The organism is Chryseobacterium sp. II3a (assembly GCF_057815135.1).
The window spans coordinates 24,584-47,998 of the sequence record NZ_JBYPZJ010000009.1; the positions used below are offsets into that span (position 1 = coordinate 24,584).

21 protein-coding genes are annotated in these 23,415 nt (G+C 34.3%); 7 read left to right on the forward strand and 14 right to left on the reverse strand.

Features of this window, described 5'->3' with window-relative positions; all coding sequences use genetic code 11:
• From AC3HD6_RS18695 to AC3HD6_RS18720, 6 genes are all read right to left on the reverse strand, one after another.
• Positions 1-2,472 carry a L,D-transpeptidase family protein gene (locus tag AC3HD6_RS18695; protein ID WP_488897707.1) on the reverse strand — a complete coding sequence of 824 codons (2,472 nt, stop codon included), beginning with the start codon at positions 2,470-2,472 and terminating at the stop codon, positions 1-3.
• A 21-nt stretch (positions 2,473-2,493) separates the two neighbouring features.
• Positions 2,494-2,997 carry a DUF4280 domain-containing protein gene (locus AC3HD6_RS18700; RefSeq protein ID WP_488897708.1) on the reverse strand — a complete coding sequence of 168 codons (504 nt, stop codon included), beginning with the start codon at positions 2,995-2,997 and terminating at the stop codon, positions 2,494-2,496.
• Between the two features lie 37 nt (positions 2,998-3,034).
• On the reverse strand, positions 3,035-4,165 hold the full coding sequence (locus AC3HD6_RS18705; protein ID WP_488897709.1) for a hypothetical protein: 1,131 nt from the start codon (positions 4,163-4,165) through the stop codon (positions 3,035-3,037).
• 430 nt (positions 4,166-4,595) lie between these two features.
• Complete coding sequence (locus AC3HD6_RS18710) at positions 4,596-6,167, reverse strand: M28 family peptidase (protein ID WP_488897710.1); 1,572 nt, start codon at positions 6,165-6,167, stop codon at positions 4,596-4,598.
• 175 nt (positions 6,168-6,342) lie between these two features.
• Complete coding sequence (locus AC3HD6_RS18715) at positions 6,343-7,482, reverse strand: carboxypeptidase-like regulatory domain-containing protein (protein ID WP_488897711.1); 1,140 nt, start codon at positions 7,480-7,482, stop codon at positions 6,343-6,345.
• A gap of 218 nt (positions 7,483-7,700) precedes the next feature.
• A complete protein-coding gene (locus tag AC3HD6_RS18720) occupies positions 7,701-7,877 on the reverse strand; it encodes a histone H1 (protein WP_034684091.1) in 177 nt (58 codons plus the stop codon).
• A gap of 300 nt (positions 7,878-8,177) precedes the next feature.
• Between AC3HD6_RS18720 and AC3HD6_RS18725 the strand changes: the two genes are divergently transcribed.
• The gene (locus AC3HD6_RS18725; protein WP_488897712.1) at positions 8,178-9,656 is read left to right on the forward strand and encodes a M1 family aminopeptidase; all 1,479 of its coding nucleotides are present in this window, start codon (positions 8,178-8,180) and stop codon (positions 9,654-9,656) included.
• A 98-nt stretch (positions 9,657-9,754) separates the two neighbouring features.
• Here the strand turns inward: AC3HD6_RS18725 and AC3HD6_RS18730 are convergent, their stop codons facing one another.
• Positions 9,755-11,167, reverse strand: a complete 1,413-nt coding sequence (locus tag AC3HD6_RS18730; protein ID WP_488897713.1) for an aminotransferase-like domain-containing protein — start codon at positions 11,165-11,167, stop codon at positions 9,755-9,757.
• A gap of 116 nt (positions 11,168-11,283) precedes the next feature.
• Here AC3HD6_RS18730 and AC3HD6_RS18735 point away from each other — a divergent pair, with 116 nt between their 5' ends.
• From AC3HD6_RS18735 to AC3HD6_RS18750, 4 genes are all read left to right on the forward strand, one after another.
• On the forward strand, positions 11,284-11,796 hold the full coding sequence (locus AC3HD6_RS18735) for a hypothetical protein (protein ID WP_488897714.1): 513 nt from the start codon (positions 11,284-11,286) through the stop codon (positions 11,794-11,796).
• Positions 11,797-11,892: 96 nt separating this feature from the next.
• Positions 11,893-12,804 carry a helix-turn-helix domain-containing protein gene (locus AC3HD6_RS18740; protein WP_488897715.1) on the forward strand — a complete coding sequence of 304 codons (912 nt, stop codon included), beginning with the start codon at positions 11,893-11,895 and terminating at the stop codon, positions 12,802-12,804.
• 88 nt (positions 12,805-12,892) lie between these two features.
• The gene (locus AC3HD6_RS18745; RefSeq protein ID WP_488897716.1) at positions 12,893-14,098 is read left to right on the forward strand and encodes an MFS transporter; all 1,206 of its coding nucleotides are present in this window, start codon (positions 12,893-12,895) and stop codon (positions 14,096-14,098) included.
• A gap of 506 nt (positions 14,099-14,604) precedes the next feature.
• On the forward strand, positions 14,605-14,964 hold the full coding sequence (locus tag AC3HD6_RS18750; protein ID WP_068943669.1) for a prevent-host-death protein: 360 nt from the start codon (positions 14,605-14,607) through the stop codon (positions 14,962-14,964).
• A gap of 205 nt (positions 14,965-15,169) precedes the next feature.
• Here the strand turns inward: AC3HD6_RS18750 and AC3HD6_RS18755 are convergent, their stop codons facing one another.
• Positions 15,170-15,985 (reverse strand): heparin lyase I family protein, encoded by an 816-nt coding sequence (locus tag AC3HD6_RS18755; RefSeq protein ID WP_488897717.1) that lies wholly within the window; start codon positions 15,983-15,985, stop codon positions 15,170-15,172.
• A gap of 1,259 nt (positions 15,986-17,244) precedes the next feature.
• Here AC3HD6_RS18755 and AC3HD6_RS18760 point away from each other — a divergent pair.
• On the forward strand, positions 17,245-18,084 hold the full coding sequence (locus tag AC3HD6_RS18760; protein WP_488897718.1) for a M12 family metallopeptidase: 840 nt from the start codon (positions 17,245-17,247) through the stop codon (positions 18,082-18,084).
• 231 nt (positions 18,085-18,315) lie between these two features.
• Here the strand turns inward: AC3HD6_RS18760 and AC3HD6_RS18765 are convergent, their stop codons facing one another.
• The gene (locus tag AC3HD6_RS18765; RefSeq protein ID WP_488897719.1) at positions 18,316-18,966 is read right to left on the reverse strand and encodes an NAD(P)H-dependent oxidoreductase; all 651 of its coding nucleotides are present in this window, start codon (positions 18,964-18,966) and stop codon (positions 18,316-18,318) included.
• 77 nt (positions 18,967-19,043) lie between these two features.
• Entirely contained in the window at positions 19,044-19,865 is an 822-nt protein-coding gene (locus AC3HD6_RS18770; RefSeq protein ID WP_488897720.1) for an AraC family transcriptional regulator, read from the reverse strand.
• A 1,021-nt stretch (positions 19,866-20,886) separates the two neighbouring features.
• Here AC3HD6_RS18770 and AC3HD6_RS18775 point away from each other — a divergent pair.
• The gene (locus AC3HD6_RS18775) at positions 20,887-21,174 is read left to right on the forward strand and encodes a hypothetical protein (protein ID WP_488897721.1); all 288 of its coding nucleotides are present in this window, start codon (positions 20,887-20,889) and stop codon (positions 21,172-21,174) included.
• 50 nt (positions 21,175-21,224) lie between these two features.
• Here the strand turns inward: AC3HD6_RS18775 and AC3HD6_RS18780 are convergent, their stop codons facing one another.
• From AC3HD6_RS18780 to AC3HD6_RS18795, 4 genes are read right to left on the reverse strand one after another with little or no spacing between them, the layout of a single operon-like run.
• A complete protein-coding gene (locus AC3HD6_RS18780; protein ID WP_488897722.1) occupies positions 21,225-21,596 on the reverse strand; it encodes a response regulator in 372 nt (123 codons plus the stop codon).
• 29 nt (positions 21,597-21,625) lie between these two features.
• The gene (locus AC3HD6_RS18785; protein ID WP_488897723.1) at positions 21,626-22,195 is read right to left on the reverse strand and encodes a chemotaxis protein CheB; all 570 of its coding nucleotides are present in this window, start codon (positions 22,193-22,195) and stop codon (positions 21,626-21,628) included.
• A gap of 11 nt (positions 22,196-22,206) precedes the next feature.
• Positions 22,207-23,037, reverse strand: a complete 831-nt coding sequence (locus AC3HD6_RS18790) for a CheR family methyltransferase (protein WP_488897724.1) — start codon at positions 23,035-23,037, stop codon at positions 22,207-22,209.
• Positions 23,038-23,403, reverse strand: coding sequence for a response regulator (locus tag AC3HD6_RS18795; RefSeq protein ID WP_488897725.1), 366 nt, complete (start codon positions 23,401-23,403; stop codon positions 23,038-23,040).
• Positions 23,404-23,415: the final 12 nt, after the last annotated feature.

Here is a 23,415-nt window from a genome sequence, read left to right on the forward strand (position 1 = left end):
TTATTTTTTTATTATTACTTTTCCGGGTTTAATACCTGGATTCTTTTTTTTAAATTCAATCCACCAATTATAGAAGTCTTTTGCGTCCTCATCATAAATTCTTATACAACCTTCTGTCCTTTTTAAAGTCTTAACTGGATTCCCTTCCTGTCTACCTCCATGTATTCTAATAGCAGATCTTCCACTTTTATCCGCATCATCCCCACTTCCTTTTATGGGTTCAAAAACCAATCTTGGATTTGGACCATATGTAATTTTATTTGAGGCAGTAGAACTATAAAATGGAGTGGTTTCATTGATTTGATATGCTCCATATGGAACGTCTGCTGAAGTCTTACTTCTGTCTTCTCCTTTTATACCTTCCAGTAAACAATCAACTATTGTAAAAACCACTTTACTATTATCATCTAAAACTTCTATTTTTCCTCTTCTGCAGTTTTTCCTAACTGGTGTTTTTTCTATATGATTACATTTACTTCCTGTATAGTGCTCAGTAATTATCACATTCCAGGTTCCTTTTTCAGGAGGTGAAGTACTAACAGGATTAGCTTTTTGGCAGTCAAAGATTTTAACTTTATTTAATTTCCCTTTATCAATATATTTTTGGATTCCTTTTTTAATTTCCGCTTTCGTTACCATTCCATCATCATTGCCGTATTTAGGGTTTGTATCAAATCCAGAATTAACTCCATAAGCATTTATTCGTTCTTTATAATTTCTATCACTTTTATTTAGGCCTTCTCCATCTCTACTAAACACAACATGTTCATCAGGTTTACCCATTGACGCTGGAAATAGAATTCTTAAATAGAAATCCACAAATTCATAATCTTTATTTCTTATATTCTCAAAATATTTTTTTACATAATCCAACTGCTTTACAGCGGTCATCTTTGCAAGTGCGCTTGTTGTTGTTCCTAGATCCTTAGCTGTATCAGCCATAAACTGAATTAGCCCTGTCGCTGAAGATTTGGGATTTTTAGCAGAAGGGCTGAAGCTTTCTCCTGTTTCCCAAGCCATACAAGCCATTAAATTATTAGCCATTACCATATAATTTTTAGGCCATAAATCCTTGCATATTTCAACTACTTTTTCCCTGAATTCACAACTTACTTTGGCTCCCCAGATTAAATCTTTGTATTGTTCCTGACAGACGCAGTTTCCTTTTTTCTCCTGTTTCTTCTCCTTAATCACCGCAGCAGAATCATTAGCATCCACTTTCACTGGTTCAGCATCAGGACTTACCGGAATGACCTGAGAGGTTACGGAGGTATTTAGGTGTTCTATTTCTATGAAATATTCCCGCTCACTACCTTCACCCCAGTCATTGCTTTTGTTGTACATCTCTTTTGTTAGGATAATCCCATTGATGAAATTGGTAGTATGGTAAGCCAGTGTTACTGAACTTTCATACATAAGATCATTGCTGTAACGGGATAAATCCTCTTCCCAGATCCTTACTTTTATATTTTTGCCTTTCATGTTTTGGGAAATGATCTTAATGGATACAGCATCTCCTGTTTTAGCACTTTTCAAAGGCTTTCCTGTACCATCTGTAAACTCTGCACTTACAATCTTCCCTTCAGGATCAGCCTGTTTCTTTGCAGCTGGAGTTTGCGGAAATTTTGGGGTATCTTCTTTAGGTTTTGGTTTACCAGGCTTTACTTCCCTTTTTTCAGGAGCCATGGGAGGTTTCCTGTGAGCAGGATGATTTTCCTTTGGCTTTTGCTTTTCAGGAGGTTCAGGAATATGGGTGGGATTAGCCACATTTACATTGGGACTGGTCTTCAGAATATGTTTAGAGGCCATTTCGGCGGTCACGTAATATTCATGGGTTTTACCCTCGCTTTTATCTCCTGTGGCTACCTGGGCATTGGCAATCTGTACTGCCATGGTATAGCTGGGTAATCTGAAAATAACTTTAGCAATGCCTTCATGATCCACTTCCCCTACAAGAGGAACCAGATTGATTTTGTTCATCATATTAATAACCGGATCATGCCCCTTGCCTACTGCATCGTCTTCCCATAAGGTAAAGGATACTTTATGACCGAACATTCCCACACAATGAGCTTTGGCGATCAATGTATCGGTATAATGAAGCAGTTTTCCTTTCTGCAACCGCTGAGAATTAATATCTAATAAATCTACCCGCAGAATTTTCGGTTCTTCAGCCTCCTTTGGTTTTATATAAAGTTCACCTTTATCTTTCCCTCTTTTCACTTCAATTTTCAAAGTTTTATATTGTAAACTTTTATGCGTGAATTGATACGTAATATGTTCACCTTCTTTGGCATTTCCATGAGCAATTCTCCATCCTTTTTTATCCTGTACATGAATATTCCACTGTATTTTGGGTGGTGGAAAAGAAAATGGATTGGAAGAAATCAGATTATCAAACACCGAAATTGAATATACCTCTGTATTTCCAACAACAGGTTGGGTACTGCCTGTAATAGTCAATTTTGCCATGTCTGTTACTTTTGAAGTATATTATTCATAAATCGGATCGGGTTCTTCCAGTTCTTCCTGAGATTCTTTCAAATCCATAAACGGATTAATAAGATGGTAACTTTGAGGATCAGCCAGTGTTATATTCTGACGGTTCATTGTAGAGGTTTGTCCATGATCTTTCACAGCAATTATTCCCCCAGTAGTGCACATCAGCTCAGAGATTTCGGAAAGACAGTTTTTGCCCATTACCTTTACCTTTTCATAAGTCTTCTGCCACGTTCCAGCAGGAGTATAAACACAAGGTAAATATCCACCAGAAGATGGTTTTAATCGACATTTTCCGAAGCTTGGTCCAGAAGGAATAAACTCTATGTCCTCCTCCGTTACAGCAAGATAATCTGCTGAAACCTCTTTATGATTCCAATAATGTTTTTGATGGGAGCTAACCTTAAACTGCGGGAACAGATCTCCCTGATTGCAGCTAGCTTTGCCTTTTTGAATGACAAAATGCTTACCATCGTGTGCTGATAAATTTTCTGACATAATTTTTGTGTTGGGTTCGTTCAATAGTGTTTTTTAATTATCCCACTAATTTTTCCAATTCAAAAGTGATGGACTTCTCATAATCAGCAATCTGGATATCAAATTCTGCTTTTACTTTCTGAACTGAAAAATCTTCAGCATTTAACGTATATATTACCGAATGATTGGCTGCTAGTGATTTTGAATGAAACGTTTCCGATGGATTATATTCCCGATCAGTATCAAAAAGTTCCTCAACTGTGCGATAATCTACCGATTTTCCGGTCTGCAGCACTTCTATACGATTGGATTTTTCTTCTGATATAATTTGATTAATGACTTCCATCCTAACTGGAGAAGCCGGAGCTAGCCATGAAAATTCTTCTGTACAAGGATCCGTACTATTTTGTGGGTTATAATGTTCCTGATAAAAGCTGCCAAAAAGCAACTGTATAGGTAATATATTTTTCAAACTCTTATACATAACCTTTGGATTAGCCATTTTATCTTTCATATGATCAATATGCATGGATGCATACCTACCCTCGTGATAGTTCTTTAGTCCCTCAATTTCATTAATGATGTGTTGAATTTCTTTATGGGTTTCTGCTGCCACCAACTTTCCTGACCTCTCGATCACTAATGTTATCGGATAAATGATTTTTACAAACGCAGAAGCCAGACTATTGATCTTTTGTTCCAGTTCTTCCCCATCTTTTGTAAAATCACTCATTGAAAAATGAATATAATGCCTGTTTTCCTCTTCTTTTATATAATGAAAATGTATTGAATAAGCATATTCACTTTTCTGAGTGCCATCATCACTTTCGGTTTGGATGATCCTGTATTTTCCGGAAACCGCCTCTGCATTAAAAGGAAGTTTTCCGTTTGGAAATTGCTTATATACACTTTCTCCCCGTTTCTGTATTAGGGAATTTAATTTCAGTATTTCTTCAGTATCAGGAATACAGAGCTTTTGCAGCAATCTTAATTTTCCATTCTCAGGAATTGTATCCAGGAAACTACAGTGTTTATTATGATATTCATGAAGGTATTGGGGATTTTCAAGCCTAAGATCCCTGGAAATACTTTCCAGACTTTCCCCAGGTTTTACAATATAAAAAATTTGTTTTTCTATAAGATTGGTTCTATGAACAGAATCTCTTCCGTCCGGTATATTTTTTTTCATAATGTGATGTGTGTTTTTAGTTCTAAAAGATTTTTAAAATTAAAAATCCACCCCTTACCTCTTTTTGTATTTACATGTTTTTTTATTGTTTTTTTTGTCGGAAAAATGTACAAAAATCAATATTTAGCACACAACCAAAGGTTGTATCCATTTTGTGAAAAAACTTATCAATTAATTATTTGATTCCTTTTATCCAACATTCAAAATCAAATTAAAGCTTCACATTCTTTATTCAATATTTATCTTAAAGCACATTCTGACTTGCATACAATATCATTACAAGACCATTTATTTGTACAAATTTTCATTTGTATAAAATTGGCCTCTAAGGAACATTATTTCAATTTAAAGTGATATAAATAACTAAGAATTAAAAAAGGTCACCTTTTCAGGCAACCTTCAGAAATTCTACTTTGCTATAGAATTTTTATTATTTATAATCTTTAGAACTTCTTTTAGGTTCTTTTGCTTCCGGCCACTGTATCAGGTTTCCTTTATCGTCTTTAGGCATCACCCTTTTTTCTCTGCTAGTGAATTCAGGATCTTCAGAAGCCATATATGCTAAGGCAGCCGTTAGGATCACATTATTCTTCACCTCATCAAAAACAATTTTGTCGTAGGTATCTTTTGTTGTATGCCATGTGTACCCAAAATAGCCCCAGTTCAAAGAACCCAGCGAGAATCCAGGTACTCCTGCTGCAACAAATGAAGCATGGTCAGATCCTCCGCCGCCAGGCATTCCCGGGAAGTCAGTCTTAATGTGGCTTCTTACTGTTTTTGGAACTCCGTCAAGCCATTTCCCGATATAATCATAAGCTTTCACAAATCCTTGACCACTGATATTAACAACACGTCCGGTACCATTATCCTGGTTGAATGCTGCTTGTGTTCCTTTAATAATCTGAGGATTATCTGCTACAAAGCCTCTTGAACCGTTCAATCCTTGTTCTTCACTTCCCCAAAGACCAATCACAATTGTTCTTTTGTTATTGGGATAGTATTTTTTAAGAATTCTCATGGTTTCAAGCATCGTCAGTGTTCCTGTTCCGTTGTCTGTAGCACCCTGGGCACCATCCCATGAATCAAGGTGAGCGGAAAGAATGACATATTCATCCGGTTTTTCTTTCCCTTTAATCATACCGATTGTATTAAAGCTTTTCGCTTCAGGAAGCACCTTAGACTGAGCATCAATTTTAATTTTAGGTTGTGCTCCTTTCTCTGCCATTCTGTAAAGCATTCCATAATCTTCCACATCAATGTCTATCATTGGGATTTTGGATGTTTTTGCGCCAAAAATCCTGTTTGCACCCATGATTCCTGTCCAGTTTGAAATGGCAATTCCAGCTGCACCCGCATTTTCCAATGCTTCAGGAAGCGTATTATTATCATACCCCAAGTTCTTTACATAGGCTGTAAAATCTTTGGCAGCCTGTTCTTTTTCGGCTTTAAGTTTTTCATACAGTTCCGGAGTTGCAAATTCTTTGATCTGTTCATCAGAACGTCCGATCTTCTGATACTGAGACATCAGTACAATCTTTCCCTTTACAGACGGAAGCCATTTGTCAAATTCTGCTTTAGATGATACTTTTGGAAGAATGATCACCTCTGCTTCAACCGCTTTTTTAGTAGCAGGACTCCACGCCAGCTGAGTAGCAGCCAAAGATTTTACTCTTGGAAACACCATATCAACATGGGTAGTTCCTCTCTGCCATCCTTTCCAGGTTCCAAATTGCTGAAGATTGGCATCAATTCCCCATGAACGAAGCTTTTCTGCACTCCATTCATTAGCGGCAAGCATTTCAGGAGTTCCCACAAGACGTGGTCCTATCCCATCCAGAAGCTCATATGCCATCCCTTCAAGCTGGGAATTATTATTAACTTCATCTACAAAACTTTTTACGATTGGGTGAAGGTTTTCTTTTGGGTCTACCTTTACCTGAGCCCATGAAAATTGGGCAGCCAGCATAACAGCTGGTACTGCAAAAAATCTATTTATCCTCATAATATATATTGATTGCTTTAAAGATAAAGGAAATTGCGGAGATGATAAAGAAATTAAAGTAAAAAAGTCTTTAGGCATCAGTATTTAAATCCATTTTTAAAGAAATTGAAATGGTCGTCTTATTATATTAATTCAACAGCATAATGCGCTTTATTTATTTTGATCCCAAATCCGGTCAATTTCTATTGATAAAAGCCTGTTCCTCTGTAGTAAGTAAAATCGTACTATTTTTATTTTCTTTTACTGAGGTATTATCCCATATATTTTTATCAAAATCGACTCTGGGAGTTAATCCTTTTTCATCTGATTTCTTAAAAGTATTATAAATAAGCTCTCTGCTGATTTTTCTTTCATGCTTTATTCCTTTATAATAAGCAACATATTTATTGCCTTCAACCCGGCTCATAGCAGGAACATACACTCCCCCGTTTTTATAAAAATCAAAAACAAGTATTGCATTTCCCAACTGATAATCAAACTCTTCTCCTTCTCCTGTCCTTCTTTTAACCATTGGATACTGGTCCTGCAAATAATGAATCTCAAAATACGTAATTACCTTATCAGCCTTATTATATTTCAGTTCTCCTTCCATTTCGATTCCTAATCCTGACTTAATAGTAAAGGTTATTAATTGCTCGTCACCCTGTTCAAAAATCATCCAACCTGAATATTTTGATGCCTTATTTTTGACATGGGCCAAGGTTCTGGTCAGCTCAAAATTAAAGAAATAGTTTCCCATATATTCGTCAGAAAATTTCTTTATTCCCTTTACAAAAATACTGTCTGATTTTAGGTCTTTAAAAGATTTCACATTATTCAGCTGCATTTGGAGGTTATTATCAAAAGATTTATTGGGATTGTAAAAATTAGTTTTACTCCATAGCTTTGTTTCTGCAATGACTAAAAAATGGATTTGGTTATTATCACTCCGTTTTTCTTTATAAGTAACATCATAAAGGGAAGGTTCATTATAATATCTTTTTTTGTAATGACTGGAGACATCTTCCAGTATTTTTTTCAGATCTACTTTGATCAGTTTTACTTCATCAATTTTTTTGTATCCTCTTTTCAGCTTTACCGGAGAATACAATTTCTGAATGGATACCTTTTGAAATCCCGATGCTGAGATTTCAAAGTTTACTGAGCTTTGATCTACGGGCGCAAACCCATCTTCATTAGTATAAACAATCTGATTGTGCAGAAGAATTCTTGCATTAGGAATCGGTTTTCCATTTTCAGCATCTACCACCTGAATTTTTTGAGCAGAATAAAAATTAAAAATGAGGATAAACAGCAAACAGAAATGCTTCATCATATTTTCGTGTAATTGATATTCCTAAAATACAAATTATACAGATGATAACCACTCTATGAGGGAAAATTTAATATTGAAACCCCAAAAGTATATTTCAATTTTTCAAATTCTTTTAAAATGGATGTCTTTGCTATTTTCAGAAGTCGTCGCAACCAAGAGAATATAATTGCGATAAAGGTATAAAAAAAACCGGCTACAAAAGCCGGCTAAAGGTTGAATTACTTCTTAGATTCTTCTACAGAAACTTTTCTGAAATCCTTGAACAATTTGCTTAATTCTAAAGCTGATTTACGAGCTCTTGTACCAGCTGCTTTGTTCCCTTTTTCCGCTTGTTGGTTTGCCTCAGTTGTGAACGCCTCAAATTCTGCGTTGATTTTTTCAATTAGTTCTTTCATTATATTTAAAAATTTAGGCTGCAAATATAGGTTTTATGGTGATTCCAGCCTAGTAGCAAGGAAAAAAGTTTAAGCAAAATGACCGAAATTTTAACATATTTCTATTATGGAACCGATTTTTATCGATTTTTGACCTTCAATTTGGATATAAAACCCGTTGTAATCGTGAATCAGTCAAATTCTACTATTGATTTTTACATTCATTATTCTTCTTTATTTTCGTTTTATTGATAACACTTCTCCATTATCTTTCTTCTGTTTTTGGATTTTATCTTACATTTGGAAAAAACGAATTAATCCATGATCAGAAAATTATTGTTCCTGGCACTCATACTACCTTTCATTACTTTTTCACAAAACAAGATCAATTATAAGGTTTATTATGATGCAGATCTTTCAAAGAATGGTTTAAAAGTTCAGGTAGATTATAAGTTGAAAAAAGCGTCGGATACCTTATCCTTCTTTTATGCCAATGAAAACTGGGGAGAAAATGATCTTTTTAAAAATCTGATCCTACTAAAGGAAGATAATCCTCATCTTACTTTTGAAATCAAGCCTGAAAGCAATACCATAAAGATCCATCAGAACAAAGGAACCCAATTTTCTCTGATTTATCATATTAAACAGGATTTTACAGATCCTAATTATAAGGTCTTCAACCGCCCCAGAATCAACAATACTTTCTTCCATGTTTTAGGGAAAAACCTTTTTGTAGTTCCGGCCTCCTTTACAAAAATGCCGGATGAACAGGAATTTGAATTTTCTATTGAATGGATAAATTTCCCGGAAAGATTCAAGCTTCATAATAATTTTGCCTCTCAAACCAGCAAACAGAAAATGAAGACTGTTCTTTGGGAAGGTTTTTATAATTCTATTTTTATAGGTGGTGACTACAGGTTTTATTCTTTTACAATACATGATAAACCCATCTATTTTGCTTTAAGAGAACAATGGAATAACGAATTGACTGATGAGTTCTTATTTTCCAATCTTAAAAAAGCTGTACAATCTCAAAGAGATTTCTGGCAGGACTATGATCAGGATTATTTTACGGTTACCATGACTCCCACTGTTTCCCAAAAAGACAGTTTATATAAAGGATACAGCACTACAGGTTCTGCCATCAAAAACGCATTTATAATCCAAGGGACGAATAATCCTTTCAACAATAAGAATTCATACCAATATCTTTTTCATCACGAACTCATGCATGAATGGATTGGGAATACAATTCAAAATAAACATGAAGAACTGAATTATTGGTTCAGCGAAGGTTTTACAGATTATTATACTTATAAAAACAGATTAAGAATAAAAGATATTTCGATGGATGAATGGCAAAAACTCTTTAACAGCGAAGTCATCAAAAGCCATTGGAAAAATCCGGAAAGAAATATTCCTAATTATAAAATAAAGGATAACTTCTGGAAAAGCAGAAATGTAGAAAAGGTTCCCTACAAGCGCGGGGCTATTTTTGCCTTCTGGCTGGATAATCAAATTATGCTGAAAACCAATTCCAAAAAGTCTTTGGATGATTTGATGCGGGAACTATTGAAAACCTGTAAAGAGAAAAAAATAAAGTTTACGGATGAGCTTCTTCTTGAACTTGCTCAAAAATATCTGGAACAGGATATTTCCTATTTCTTCCAAAAGCATATGATAAACGGCGAAGATATTGATCTTGCCAGGGAAAAATGGATCAATGGCTTTTCTTTCCAGATGACTGATGGAATACCTCTATTGGAAGTTGATAAGAATATCAGATATTTGATTGAATAAGGCAGAGAGCTAACCACTCGTCAAATCTTTATTTTTCATCTGATACAAATATACTTTCCTTACATTGTAGCTAATGAGACTTTTTCTATTCTTTCATTTTAGTTTCCATTGAGAATGAATTCATGAACTTTTGTTCCTGCTCCTTCTAATAAACGAAGGCTTTCGGAAGTAATTCTTTCTGAAAATACAACCCGAAAATGGTGATCATACTTATCAGTAAGAGAAAATGTATTTCCAGGTGTGAATAAAATTTCATGCTTCTCACAATACTTATGAAATTTTTTCATATCTATATTCTCCGGCATTTGTGCCCAGATACTGTATCCACCTTGAGGTCTATGAAAATAGGAGCCCTCCGGAAAAGATTTCTTCAGCACTTCAAGCAACTGAATAGCTTGGTGATTTAATTTTTGACGAAATGAGCGCAGATGTCTTTCATAACTATTCTCCTGTAACAGTTTCAGGATAAGTTCTTGATAAAGCGGAGATACAGACCTGCCCAATGCAAATTTAGCCCTTTCTGCTCGGGCATAAAATTGCCCGGCATACAGCCAGCCCAGACGAATCCCGGGAGCCAGCGTTTTTGAAAATGAAGAATAGGTCATTACCCATCCTTTTTCATCAAAACTTTTAATAGTGGATGGACGTTTTTCTTCAAAGTAAAGATCTGAATACATATCATTTTCGATAATACATATCTGGTGATCTTCCGCAATTTGCAATACTTCTTTCTTAGTTTCATCACCCATCCTTATACCGGTTGGGTTATGGAAATTCGGAGTAACGATAAGAGCTTGGATATCATTTTCTAAACAAACCTTACGAAAATATTCGGAGTCAAAACCATTTCTATAATGAACAGGGATCTCAATAACCTTCAGGTCCAGATTAGCAATTACTTCCAAGATAGAAAACACACACGGGCTATCCACTGCTACCACATCTCCTGCCTTGGTTACAGAGCATAATGCAATCGTTAGAGCCTGCAGAGCACCATCTGTGATGATCAACTCATCAGGATTGAGCCTGCTTCCCATTTGTTTTACGATCTGTTTCCTCAGTCCTTCAAGCCCATTGGAAGGATAATACCTCAGTAAAGAAGCTCCTTTTTCCCGAATCACCTCCTGCATGGTCCTTAAAATCAGCTTCTGAGGAATTAAAAGATCACCGGGCACAGCCGTATTGAAGGAACTAGACTCTGAAATTCTTTTGGAAGTCAACAATAGATTTTTCATAAATCCCTCATCCCGAACTACTGCAGGAAGCTTCGTCCTTGTCTCAGGAATATGTTCTTCTTTTTTTTCTGTTACAAAATAGCCTGAACGTGGGCGGCTTTCAATTAACCCTTTAATCATCAGATATTCGAAACCACTTTGTACGGAACTTATACTAAGATTATACTTTTCTTTTATTTCCCGGATGGAGGGCAATTTATCTCCACCTTGTAAAATTCCTTTCCTAATCTGCTCTTCTATGATTGCTGTAAAAGCTTCGTATTTGTAAGTTTTCATCGTCTCTCATTAATCTGTACTGAACAAATTTACAAAATTAGAGTCTGTACCGGTTACATTTTAACGATCTGTATCCTTTGTGAATGCATTAATCTGATAATTTTGAAGAAAAAAGAATGAATATTGTTTCAAAATTTACCATAGGTTCCGACGAAGGTGTTGATGATCTTTTTACCATCATTAAATCTGCTGTAAACACTACTTATAAAAAACTTATTTCAGAAGAGGAGATCCAGCATTATATAGAAAACTGGGATCCCAGAAAAATGATTAATGAATTGAATAATCTTTCTAATCAGCTTATTATCACCTATGCTGATGAGAAACCTATAGGATATGGCATTTTAAAAAGCGGTTCCGGCTATCCCGGTTCACCGGAGGAGAAAAGGTTCACAGAACTTCATTTTGTTATTCTTAAGGAATATGACAGCCCTGAAACCCGTAACTCTCTTTGGAAAAAATGTCGTGCTGCAGCTTCATTTACGGATATCATCTGGACCAATGTTCTTGCAGAAGATCCTTTATTGGAATTTTTGAAAGACTCTGGCTTTGTCATTAAACAAGATGCTAAAACAATTCCTTTTCAGCTTCCTTCTTATATTATAGAAATGCAGATCAGTAAGAATTAGTAAGGATCTTATATCAATATCAATTATAAAAACTATCAAAGGCAAATCTGAAAAACGAAAGATTTGCCTATCTTTGATTTTTATAATTCTGGAAAAATGAGTGATCAACTGGAAACCATAAAAGACTACTACAAACGTACCCGCAGAAACATTCTTGAAATATCTGATGCTGATCTTGAGACCGGAAAGACCCACTTCAACATCATTCCGAGGAAATATTGCAGCTTTAAAAGTCCTTATAACAGGCGTGATTATTACAAAATCTGTTTTATCATAGGAAAAGGAACTGCTCATTACGGAACTCACACAACGTATGTTGACCGCCCAGTTCTCTTTTTCCCATCTCCTAATATTCCTTATACCTGGGAGTGTGAAGATGACTTCCAGGAAGGGTTTTCCTGTTTGTTCAATCAGGAATTCTTTAATGTCAATTCAGAGTTTAATCTGTTTAAAAAAACTTCATTATTTAAAGAATGGAGTAATCCATTTATATTTCTGAATGAGGAACAGATCCAGCTGGCTACCATGTACTTTGAGCAGATGCACAAACTGAATCATTCCACCTATCCTTTCCGTTGCAGCGGTATTAAAAGCAACCTGGCCTCTGTACTGCATCTTGCCCTTGAAAACCGTGTTGAGGATGTGAGTCTTAATGAACTTCCTGCTAATGTCCGCCTGTACAGACTGTTTGATGAACTCCTGAATAAGCAGTTTCCTCTGGATTCGCCAGCCTATCCGTTAGCTTTAAAAACCGCTTCTGATTTTGCAGACCACCTGAATGTACATGTCAATCATTTAAATTCATCTGTAAAATCGGTTACAAGTCTTACTACCACGCAGATTATTAAAGAAAAAATATTTGAAGAATCTAAGAACCTGCTGAAATATACGAATTGGGATATTGCACAGGTTGGCTATACGCTTGGTTTTGAACAGCCTTCCCACTTCAACAATTTCTTTAAAAAGCATGCCGAGACTTCTCCTTTGAAATTTAAGAATTCTTTCTAAATATTTGAATTTTGTAATTTTTACTTTGTCTTTTAAAACTTAATTTTCTATTCTTGAAGTATTTTTGCAGAGTAAAAAATGAATGAATATGTTGAGAGAAGCATCTGAGAAACGCATCAGATTAATAACCATTATGGCCTTTGTGTCTATCCCGCTTTCAGGGTTTGTGACTGATATTTATCTGCCATCCTTTCCTTCTATGGCCAAGGAAATGATGGTGTCGGAAAAAGATATACAGATCACTTTAACGTCTTATCTGTTGAGTTATGGAATTTCACAGTTATTTGTAGGTGGAATCCTCGACAGCATTGGCCGTTACCGTCCTAAGTTGGTTGCTTTATTGGTTTTGATACTGAGTAGTATTTTCATCACCATGACCAACAGTATTTTATTAATATGTCTGCTTCGTATTCTTCAAGGGATTGCTGTTTCTGTACTGGTTGTGGCTACCCGCGCCATTTTTGTGGATATTTATGATGCCGAACGGGTAAAGCATTACTTGAGTTATTTTACGATTGCCTGGTCATGCGGCCCTATCCTCGCTCCTTTCCTTGGGGGTTATCTTGAAAAGTTGTTTAACTGGCATGCTAACTTTTATTTCCTTGCCTTTTATGCTGGTTTTTTATTCTTGTTCGAATGGTTTTTCAGTGGTGAAAGCCTTCCACAGAAGAAAAAGCTGGATCTTTCAGAGAACATTAACCTGTATTCAATGATGCTTAAAAATAAGATCTTCATGTTAGGCATCATCATTCTGGGATTAAGCTATTCCATTGTTATGCTCTTCAATATTACCGGTCCTTTCATTATTGAAAATACCTTCCACTTTACTCCTGTAGTGATTGGATATTGCACTTTGATTTTAGGGTTTTCATGGATGATTGGAGGCTTTATAGGAAAACGAAGATTGGGACTGGAATTTAAATCAAGAATTCTATTACCTATTATCCTTCAACTGATACTGATTGCTGGATTAATCACTACCAGCTATTTTACGGAGAGTCTTTATATTATGATTCCTTTTGCCTTTTTTATTCATATCTGTTCAGGAGTTTTATTTACTTCATTCTTTACAACGAGTATGTTGTATTTTCCTAAGAATGCCGGAACAGCCGGTGGACTGATGGGCGGACTGGTATATGTAATCACGTCAGTGACCAGCTTTATAATTTCCGTAAGCGGAACAGTAACAGAACAAAAAGACCTTTCCTGGCGATACTTTATCATTGCAATACTGCTATTGGGAGTGATCCTTTTTATGCATCAAGCGGTTAAAAAAGAAAAAGCAGAGAATTGATCTCTGCTTTTTTATTTCAATTATGGTCTATGATTGATAAAGAAGAAATCATAAGATCAGGATGCTAAAACTGTAGTAAAATGTAACTATCAGTAAGATAGAAATACCCATTTATCTCTAAACAGCATTTTAAAATAATGGAATATCACTGCTTTTCATTTTTTTGCGGCGTATAGCCATGCAGATTTTATTAGTTTTTGAGTGTTTTGAGAGTAAAACAGTGAACGATCAGTTTAAATATTTTCTTGGAAGTGAAATATTTAAATTTTAAAAATAATTTTAAAATGCCCTTGCAATAGTATATTTGATAGCTTTACCTTAATTCCCAAGTAGGTATTTATCCATTATATTTCATCTTCCCATACTTTTTTTTCAATAAAAAACTTTATCTTTACTCATTCATTCCGATGACGGATAATGTACTATCATGATTATAAGAATGATCTATTAACAAGGCAATATTATTTGGTATAATGAAGCCTATCTTTACTAAAATTTAAATTATAATGAATTATAAGCTCGAGCTCAATACTCAGGAGCCTAACTCTAAAATTGTTTTTCACAACATCATATTTGATACCTTCAAAATCAATATTGTTGAAAGATATATTGGGGCAATGAATTTCCGTCCGAAACTATCTAATGTTTTATTTAAAGTAAGAACTTTAGACAATCAACTTATTAATCGGAAAGATGGTAATATAAGGGTGAAAATTAAAGATGACAACTTTGATACGTATCAAAGATTAACACAGGCATTAAATTCTTACGAATATAAAAATAAGCTGATCAACAGACAGGAAACTGATCAGAATTATGTACATTTTATATTGAGCCTGGTGATTGCAAACTATAATCTTAATTAATTTTTTGCAATTGATTCTTAATTGATGCCATCTCTTTTGAGCTCAATTTTTATCAATTTATCTTCATCATTGGATAGCTTATACTTTCCTATGATTTAAAAAATTTTTACCGTAGAGTTTTCATTGAATTTCGCCACTGAAATCATTTGAAACAATCATACAAGCCTGGAAGCTTTGAAACTTCCAGGCCATATCATAGTCGAAATTATTTATTTCGGGGTAAGTGAGCTTTACTGGCATATATTATTCCAGCAGGTTTTTGTTCAAAGGAAGGAACAACTGGTCCACCCAGATAAATAATTTTAATATCGTCATGATAAACAATACGCGTAATATCGGGAGGTCTTACATATACACCCCATTTAATATATCCGTGATGCCCACCCAATAGACCTTTGTTATAGGTTATATAATTTGTTTTATCATCTACCAAAACATAGTTACTTTGATTGGGCAGCTTCATATAAGTCTTCATATATCCAGTATCATTATCCGCCCATTTCACATCAATTCTGAAGTGAAGCCATTGATCAACATAAGGTCTTATATCTGGAATGATATCTACAGGAGGAACATTATTATCTATTGCGAATCTTAATCGCATAGCATTTCGTTGTGTTCTCACTTGGAGTGGCACACCTGCCCCACCGGATATTTTTAGCTGAAAAATATTGGTTTCATTGGTTGGATCTCCTGCCTTCCAGAGCACCCAGTCCTTCAGTAATATACTGAATTCATAACGGCGTTCATCACCGGGATAAAAATTAGCTACTTTATAAAGGTTACTTGAGCTTTCACTTCTCCAGTTTTCATTAGAGTAATAGCCTAGGTCACCATATACCACTTTATAGGCAATGGCATAATTACCAGTTGCTCCAGGCTGTACCATATAAGCGGCATCTGCTGCAGTAGCATTTGTAACATTTAATCCTGTAAATCCGGAGTCAAGAGCATCATTTTCATAGTTGACAATGAGCAACACATCTCCAACAGATTGACCTTCTGTATAATGCCCGGACAATATGCAGACAAAAAGTAAAAAAAAATCTTTTTCTGCCTATATTGTGCAAATTGAGTTTAACTGGGCATATCATTTTTTAAATTTAATAAAATAGATATTAAAAGCGTATCTGTTCTTTAGCACAGATATAAAATTGTTTTTAAAGTTAACAAATGGAGCAGATTATACCATAGAATAGCATTCTTATTATCCATTCAACCCCACACGTTCAACTTTATCTTTTAAGAAAAAAGTAATTTTCTGTTTTTCTTAAATAAAAAATTTATTACATAATGACATTTATACAATATTAAATTCAAAAATAAACAGTATTAACATATCTTAATTTTGTTTTTACCTGCATCTATTTAATAATTTAAAAAGCAAATCAAATTTACAATGGTATTTATTGATAACTACAATTGCCTAATAACATAATTTGTATTAAATTTGCACCCGATTCTCATGTTTAATTTGAGTTTTCATGGTTATTAGTTTTTATCCTCGAAGTCATTCGGGGATTTTGTTTTTATACTGGTTTAACAAAACATAAATTTTTTCTTAATTATCTTCCTTGAGTTATAAAAGAATATCTCTTCTATCTTCACCAATTTTAATTCCTTCATAAAAAAGCAGAATGCGAAAAACTCTTGGGAAAAAATATTTTCTGTCATGGATATTCTAGAAATACAATAACCAAATGGCGAAAGATGTTTCAATAACTTACAAATCATCAATAGTATATTGAAAGCCTAGTAAAGGAGTTCTGTACAGAGCTCCTTTACTAATTTTAAACATTCATGAATCTTTATCTGTTTCTATGGAGAAATAATGAAATGAAATATATGTATTTTTTTGCTGAAAGAATTACAAAAAAAGGAATGTATTGATTAGCATAAATTGTCAAATTGAAATTCCAGTGAAGAATATTTTCATATTTAAATCACTTTATTTTGATTTTTTTAAGAAATACTTAAGAAAAAAGGGAATATTTTACCCAATTTTATATTACTCTATTGACTAAAATTTATCTAATAATTAAGAGAAAGTGTCAATTTGAAAATTGGCCAAAATTAAAATGAAATTTTTTCTTATTGCTCATATTCCTTTAAGGAAAGGATATTGAAACAAGTGTAGTATGTGTGTAGACACATTTAAATTTTAATTTACAAAAGAAAATAACAAGAAATGTTAATTTTTATTATAGTTTTAATTCCCAACAATATGATTTGTTTTCATATCGTTAAAAAAAAGAACCAAAATTAAAAATAACAATATTTATGAAACCACACACGAAACTCTTATTAGGCTCTTTTATTTCAATGGTTATGGTATCTTGTAATACTACAAATGATAGCATAGACGAAAAAACTACACAAGAACAAGGAATCTCTATGCTGCAAGCAATCTCGCCAGCGGATATCCCTGCAGGTTTTGAAAACACGCACATGTGTAAAGATGTTTATCTTCCCGGAGAAGGATATGTACCAGGAGCTGCTTCAAAAGGAGCAGTTGTTACCAGTAAAAAATGGCCTAATGGCAGTGTGATCACGGTAAGCCTTAATGGCGGAACTACTAAAGTTCGTAATAAAGTGATGCAATACGCTAATGAATGGTCTCAATATGCCAACATCAAATTTAACTTTATCAACACTGGCACAGCACAGATCCGTGTTACCTTCACTGCTAATGCGGGGTCTTATTCATATATTGGAAAAGATGCTCTTAGTATAGCTTCCAATAAAGAAACAATGAATTTTGGCTGGTTTAATGATTCAACAAGTGATTCAGAATTTAGCAGAACAACGATTCACGAATTCGGGCATGCACTGGGAATGATCCATGAGCATCAGCACCCTTTAGCGGCTATTCCATGGGATAAACCAAAAGTATACGCTTATTATGCGGGAGCTCCAAACTACTGGTCTCAGGCTCAGGTAGACAATAACCTTTTTGCAAAATATTCAACTTCTCAAACGCAGTATAGTGCTTATGATAAGTTATCAATCATGCATTACAGCATCAGTTCAACGCTGACTACAAATGGATTCAGTGTTGGTAATAATACTGTTTTATCCGCTACTGACAAGCAATTTATTGCATCAGTATATCCAAAATAAGAAATCTACTTATCTCATATATAAGTCTATCTTGTGTAAAAATCAGGGTAGACTTTGTTTGTATAGACAAGAAAAAAGTATAGGTTCAAGCCTTGAAACTTTATATAGTGATAATAAAGTTTCTCTATTTGGATTGAAGAATCTTGATTTAAATAATAATTTGCACTGAATTTTTATAAACTAGATGTTCACCAATATAATAAAAAGCCCTCTGAAAAGAAGGCTTGTATATTATTGTACACCTGCTATTTTTTGTTGATGAGGTATTTCTTTTTTTATTTCCTCTTCTATTTTATCATCAAGTTTACTAATGGTAAAAGCATCAATTATTTCTGCTTTCCATGCTTCTATAATCTCTGAAGTCGCACGGTCAGCACGCCCAAAGAAAAAATGCTGCTTGATATCGAAACCGCAATATGTATAAATACCAGTGTCTGAGGTTAGCTTTAAGGCGTTATCCATTCCTATTTCCTGATATTCCATTTTTGATTTTCCATGCGAATTGATAATATAAGCGGCCTTGCCAGCCAAGAGTCCTTTTTGTATACCGTTGTCGTACCTATAGGCAAATCCATAGCTAAATACCCGATCAATGTAGCCTTTCATAATGCCCGGCATCCCTGTCCACCATATCGGATAAATAAATGTTACCACTTCCGCCCAGGCAATGTATTCCTGCTCAGTTTTGATGGATTCATTAACGATACCTCTGCGTTGTCCGTTAATATCATCAAGGGACAACACCGGATCAAAATTAAGCTGGTACAAATCCCTGATTATAACTTCATGCTTTTGTTGCTGTAATGTTTCTTCAACCGTTTGTTTAAATAGATGATTTAAACTTGCCTTATTAGGATGGGCATAAATAATAAGATGTTTCATTTTGTTTGTTTTTAAGTAATTGAACAAAACAAAAGTAGGATGAATGCAAACGGAAAAATTGTAAGAAAACGAAAAGGCTACCCACCTGAAACCTGACAAATATCTTGCTGGAATCTTACAAAATGTTTAGGAGAAAGATTGATGAAATGCTTAAAATCATGGATAAGCTGGCTTTGGTCATAATATCCGCATTCATTTACAATTTCAAACCAATCCACATTTTTTGATGACAAAAGAACGTCTTCTATTTGCCTGATTGCTTTTACAAAACGCTTGTATCGGCTGATTTCTTTGGCACTATATCCAAAATGCTTTTTGTGCATCAATTGTACATTCCTTTCCGTCTGTCCCGTTTCTTCTGCAATAGTTTTGATGGGATTTAGGGTATCGTCTTTAAAATTGCTCAGCAAAGCGGCAGTAGTGTCTTGCAGTTTTAGATAAGGTCTGCAAAAATCGAGAATACAATCTACCTTATCTGAAATGTTTGGGATGTCATTTAATTGATGCCACAAATAGGTAAAACAATTTTCTTCCATTGATTCATCAGGATGTATTGGCAGATGATCAGAAAGAAATGCTTGGCCAAAAAAGCGATAAAAAGCATCATCTTTGAAATTAGCCACTAAAATTTGCGATCCGGGGGTAAGGGTATATTCAAAAGCAGACTTTATTGGACCAAGTACGATACACTTATCTACTTCAATTTCATTTTGCGCACTGGAAACCAACCGGGCTTTATTACCGAAATTGAACACCATAATAGTCTGAAAGGATGGCAGCAGAGTTTTGATTATAGGATTTGTCGAAGTGTTCTCTGCAAAATAGAAATGAGAAAACACCGTCTCAAATTCTTTTGGAACAGGCAGTCTATAGTGATGATATTGATCGTCTGATGTCATTATTTATAGTCCAGTAATTTAGGAAAAATAAACAAAATTAAATTAGGAGTTTTTTATCTTCCTGTCCTATTTCTTGGCGCATCAGATTTCCATGTGTATAATTGAACGTTCCATGTAACAAAATCAGATATAGATATGGAATAAACAAAACATGCATAATACGACAGAACCTGACACATAAAAAATTCACAAAAAAACTTCCATACTCATATTAAAAAAGCCTCCCGTGTCAATAGGGAGGCAAAATTTCAAAAACGAAATATAAGTTATGCGAGTGGTGTTAAACAAGTTTTCTTCTTCAAAACTCTTTTATATATTAACAATGGACGTGCCAATTAGATCACTGTTTAAGGAAATCATTCTTTTTGTGGTATGAAAAAACTTCCAAGGGCATTAGGAGGTTGAATATCAAAATGATATTTTAAACTAGTTTAATTAAAGGTACATAGTAATGGTCATAATCTGTTAAAAAATAAATACCACATTTAATTATCAGCCTATATTATGGCATACTGCTTGTTAATTCATCAAAAAAATAAAACTAGCAATGGAGCTGCCTCAGCAAGAATTAAGCAATAACGAAATCACTGTAACACTTGCACTTTTAAATAATGATTTACAAGAAATGATGAATCATTGCCTATTATATAAGTGGAAATATGAATTGATTAATTCCTACAATTTACAGCTTCATATTCCAAAAGACTCAGTTCACTTACTATTCTATTTAGGACACAAGATTTTATCAGGTATAAATGTTCCTGGAGATAATCCGAGTTCTAGAAATTATATGAATCAAGATCTCACTTAATGGGGTATTGTTATCAGAGTGAAAATTGGATATGCTTTTCAATTCACTGACCAGGGTTTAATAGCAATACTAAGAAAAAATGAAATGATCCTATTTCATAAAAAATCAAAAATTTCCAAGTAATTTACAGGAGATAATTACCTTATTTATTGATCTTATAGGTTATCTACGGCATAAAACTTGTTTAAAATAAACAATAAAATAGTTGTCATGGACCGAATCAAAACCGAACCATTGCAGTTAAACAACGATAAAAAGTTAATTGATGAATACTTCAGTTTGGTTATTAAAAAGGAGTTGAATATTGATATCAATGTCAACAATGAATATGTGGTTGTACAGAATGTTGTTTCAAAAAAATTAATACTTGTCCGAACATTTTCGGATAAAATCCTGGAAAATCCATCATTATATCTTTTTTTATCTTCTTTAATTCAGCAAATCAATACTCGTTCGCTAACGAAAAACCAGCTGATAACATGTCTTGAAAAAAAATAAAAATCTCTCAACTGTTTGAGAGATTTTATTGTTGAATAGTTTGATATCTATCAGACTTGTTCTTTTATGTGCTTTGCTACCATTGTTTCAAGATCATCCAGATTAAATGGTTTTGAAACATAATCATCAGCCTGCGCTTCTGATGCTAAAGCAACAATATCATTATTGGCTGTAACATAAATTACCGGAATGTGTTTAAAAGCTTCCGTACTTTTAAGAAGTTTTGTTGCTTCTACCCCTCCGATTTTTGGAATCCAGTTATCCATCAAAATGACATCCGGCTGATAATCTGCCACTTTCTCAAGAATATCGTGTGATGTTTCTGAGATTTTTACATCATACCCGTTTTCTTCAAATATGATGGTGATCACTTCTAAAATAGCTGCATCATCATCAAAAATTAAAATTTTCTTTTTACTCATCTTATTTAGATTATTTATATTCTTAAATATTATAATTGTTTTATATAACTTGCTAAAGTACCAGGTGTGATAATTAAATCATAATCAATTTCTTCTATAGCATGCCTGGGCATATAATCCACTTCTGCTGTTTCAGGATCCTGAATCCAGACTTTTCCATGATGCTTTTTGATATAACTTAACCCTTCTACTCCATCAGCATTAGCTCCCGACAAAAGAACCCCAATTACATATTCCCCGTAGATCTCTGCTGCAGATCTGAATGTCACATCTATGGAAGGACGCGAATAATTCATTTTTTCAGAGCTGTCTAATGACATATTTTTATTATTCTCAAATAATAAGTGATAATCAGCTGGAACAAGATATATGGTATTCTCTTTCAGGTCTGTTTTATCTTCAACCTCTACCACTGGTATTCTTGTAAACTGCTGCAATAAAGTCCTGAGAATATCTCCAGATTGTGCTTTACGATGAATCACCAATACAATGGGAATAGGAATTTTATCATCCAGATTTTTAATCATTTCAATAATAACCTGAAGACTTCCTGCTGATCCTCCGATAACAATTAATTCCGTGTTTTTTTGTGATTTCATCGCAGCAAATATTAATGATGGTCGATTTTTTTCCAGATCTTCTGATCTTCAACCTGATGATAATTCTTGTCTATAGTAGAAAACCGCAAGGTTTCTTTTGCTCCCAGCGCAAGAAAGCCCAAATTTTCCAGACTGTTATCAAAAAGTCTGAAAACTCTTTCCTGAAGTTCTCTATCAAAATAAATCAGTACATTTCTGCAAATAATCAGTTGAAAACTGTTAAAAGAACTGTCTGATACAAGGTTGTGAGTTGATAAAATCAGTTTTTCCTGCAAGCTTTTATCAAATCTTGCGCTGTCATAGTTGGCCGTATAATAATCAGAAAAATCTTTTACTCCACCGGAAAGCATATAATTTTCTGAATAAAGTTTCATCTGTTGTAGAGGAAAAACACCTGCTCTTGCCGTTTCAAGAACAGCAGGATTCAAATCAGTTCCATAAATCAGTGACTTATTATAAAGACCTGCTTCTTTCAGTAGAATTGCTATAGAATAAGCTTCCTCTCCTGTGGAGCATCCTGCAATCCATATCCTGATCAGCGGATAGGTACCTAACTGAGGTAATATTTTCTCCCGTAAGGCTTTAAAAAAAGAGGGATCTCTGAACATTTCTGTAACATTCACCGTAACTTCCTCTACAAAACGTTTTAAATATTCAATATCATTGATAATGGTATATCTAAGCTCTGCAAAACTTGTAAACCTGTCTAAGAGGCATATACGATTTACTCTTCTTTTAAATGAAGCTCTGCTATAGCCTGAAAAATCATAGCCATAAAGCTCATAAACATCTCTGATCAGATATTCTATTTCCTCATCTTTTACGATACTTGGTTCCAGCATCTATGAAATTTTTTCTATTGCTACTATTAAAAGATCAACATCAATCGGTTTTGATATGTAATCATCTGCTCCTGCTTCCATACATTTCTCACGGTCTTCTGGCATTGCCTGTGCAGTTACCGCAATTACAGGAACATGTTTGATTTCGGGAGTATTCCTTATCATCCTGACTGCTTCATAACCGTCTATTCCCGGCATCATCATATCCATCAGAACGATATAAGATGCGGATCCGGATTTCAGTATTTCCAGAGCCTCCTGGGCCATTGTACAGGATTCAACTGCATATCCACGCGCTTTAAGAGTTAATTTCAATGCAAATATATTGCGTGGGTCATCATCCACAATTAAGATTTTCTTATCCATCAGAATTTTATC

Coding starts and splice junctions, on each gene's coding strand:
- AC3HD6_RS18790 (WP_488897724.1), bottom strand. CDS start 23,037: ATGCTGGAACCAAGTATCGTAAAAGATGAGGAAATAGAATATCTGATC.
- AC3HD6_RS18735 (WP_488897714.1), top strand. CDS start 11,284: ATGAATATTGTTTCAAAATTTACCATAGGTTCCGACGAAGGTGTTGAT.
- AC3HD6_RS18700 (WP_488897708.1), bottom strand. CDS start 2,997: ATGTCAGAAAATTTATCAGCACACGATGGTAAGCATTTTGTCATTCAA.
- AC3HD6_RS18715 (WP_488897711.1), bottom strand. CDS start 7,482: ATGATGAAGCATTTCTGTTTGCTGTTTATCCTCATTTTTAATTTTTAT.
- AC3HD6_RS18795 (WP_488897725.1), bottom strand. CDS start 23,403: ATGGATAAGAAAATCTTAATTGTGGATGATGACCCACGCAATATATTT.
- AC3HD6_RS18695 (WP_488897707.1), bottom strand. CDS start 2,472: ATGGCAAAATTGACTATTACAGGCAGTACCCAACCTGTTGTTGGAAAT.
- AC3HD6_RS18705 (WP_488897709.1), bottom strand. CDS start 4,165: ATGAAAAAAAATATACCGGACGGAAGAGATTCTGTTCATAGAACCAAT.
- AC3HD6_RS18730 (WP_488897713.1), bottom strand. CDS start 11,167: ATGAAAACTTACAAATACGAAGCTTTTACAGCAATCATAGAAGAGCAG.
- AC3HD6_RS18745 (WP_488897716.1), top strand. CDS start 12,893: ATGTTGAGAGAAGCATCTGAGAAACGCATCAGATTAATAACCATTATG.
- AC3HD6_RS18740 (WP_488897715.1), top strand. CDS start 11,893: ATGAGTGATCAACTGGAAACCATAAAAGACTACTACAAACGTACCCGC.
- AC3HD6_RS18770 (WP_488897720.1), bottom strand. CDS start 19,865: ATGACATCAGACGATCAATATCATCACTATAGACTGCCTGTTCCAAAA.
- AC3HD6_RS18765 (WP_488897719.1), bottom strand. CDS start 18,966: ATGAAACATCTTATTATTTATGCCCATCCTAATAAGGCAAGTTTAAAT.
- AC3HD6_RS18775 (WP_488897721.1), top strand. CDS start 20,887: ATGGACCGAATCAAAACCGAACCATTGCAGTTAAACAACGATAAAAAG.
- AC3HD6_RS18785 (WP_488897723.1), bottom strand. CDS start 22,195: ATGAAATCACAAAAAAACACGGAATTAATTGTTATCGGAGGATCAGCA.
- AC3HD6_RS18760 (WP_488897718.1), top strand. CDS start 17,245: ATGAAACCACACACGAAACTCTTATTAGGCTCTTTTATTTCAATGGTT.
- AC3HD6_RS18780 (WP_488897722.1), bottom strand. CDS start 21,596: ATGAGTAAAAAGAAAATTTTAATTTTTGATGATGATGCAGCTATTTTA.
- AC3HD6_RS18725 (WP_488897712.1), top strand. CDS start 8,178: ATGATCAGAAAATTATTGTTCCTGGCACTCATACTACCTTTCATTACT.
- AC3HD6_RS18710 (WP_488897710.1), bottom strand. CDS start 6,167: ATGAGGATAAATAGATTTTTTGCAGTACCAGCTGTTATGCTGGCTGCC.
- AC3HD6_RS18750 (WP_068943669.1), top strand. CDS start 14,605: ATGAATTATAAGCTCGAGCTCAATACTCAGGAGCCTAACTCTAAAATT.
- AC3HD6_RS18720 (WP_034684091.1), bottom strand. CDS start 7,877: ATGAAAGAACTAATTGAAAAAATCAACGCAGAATTTGAGGCGTTCACA.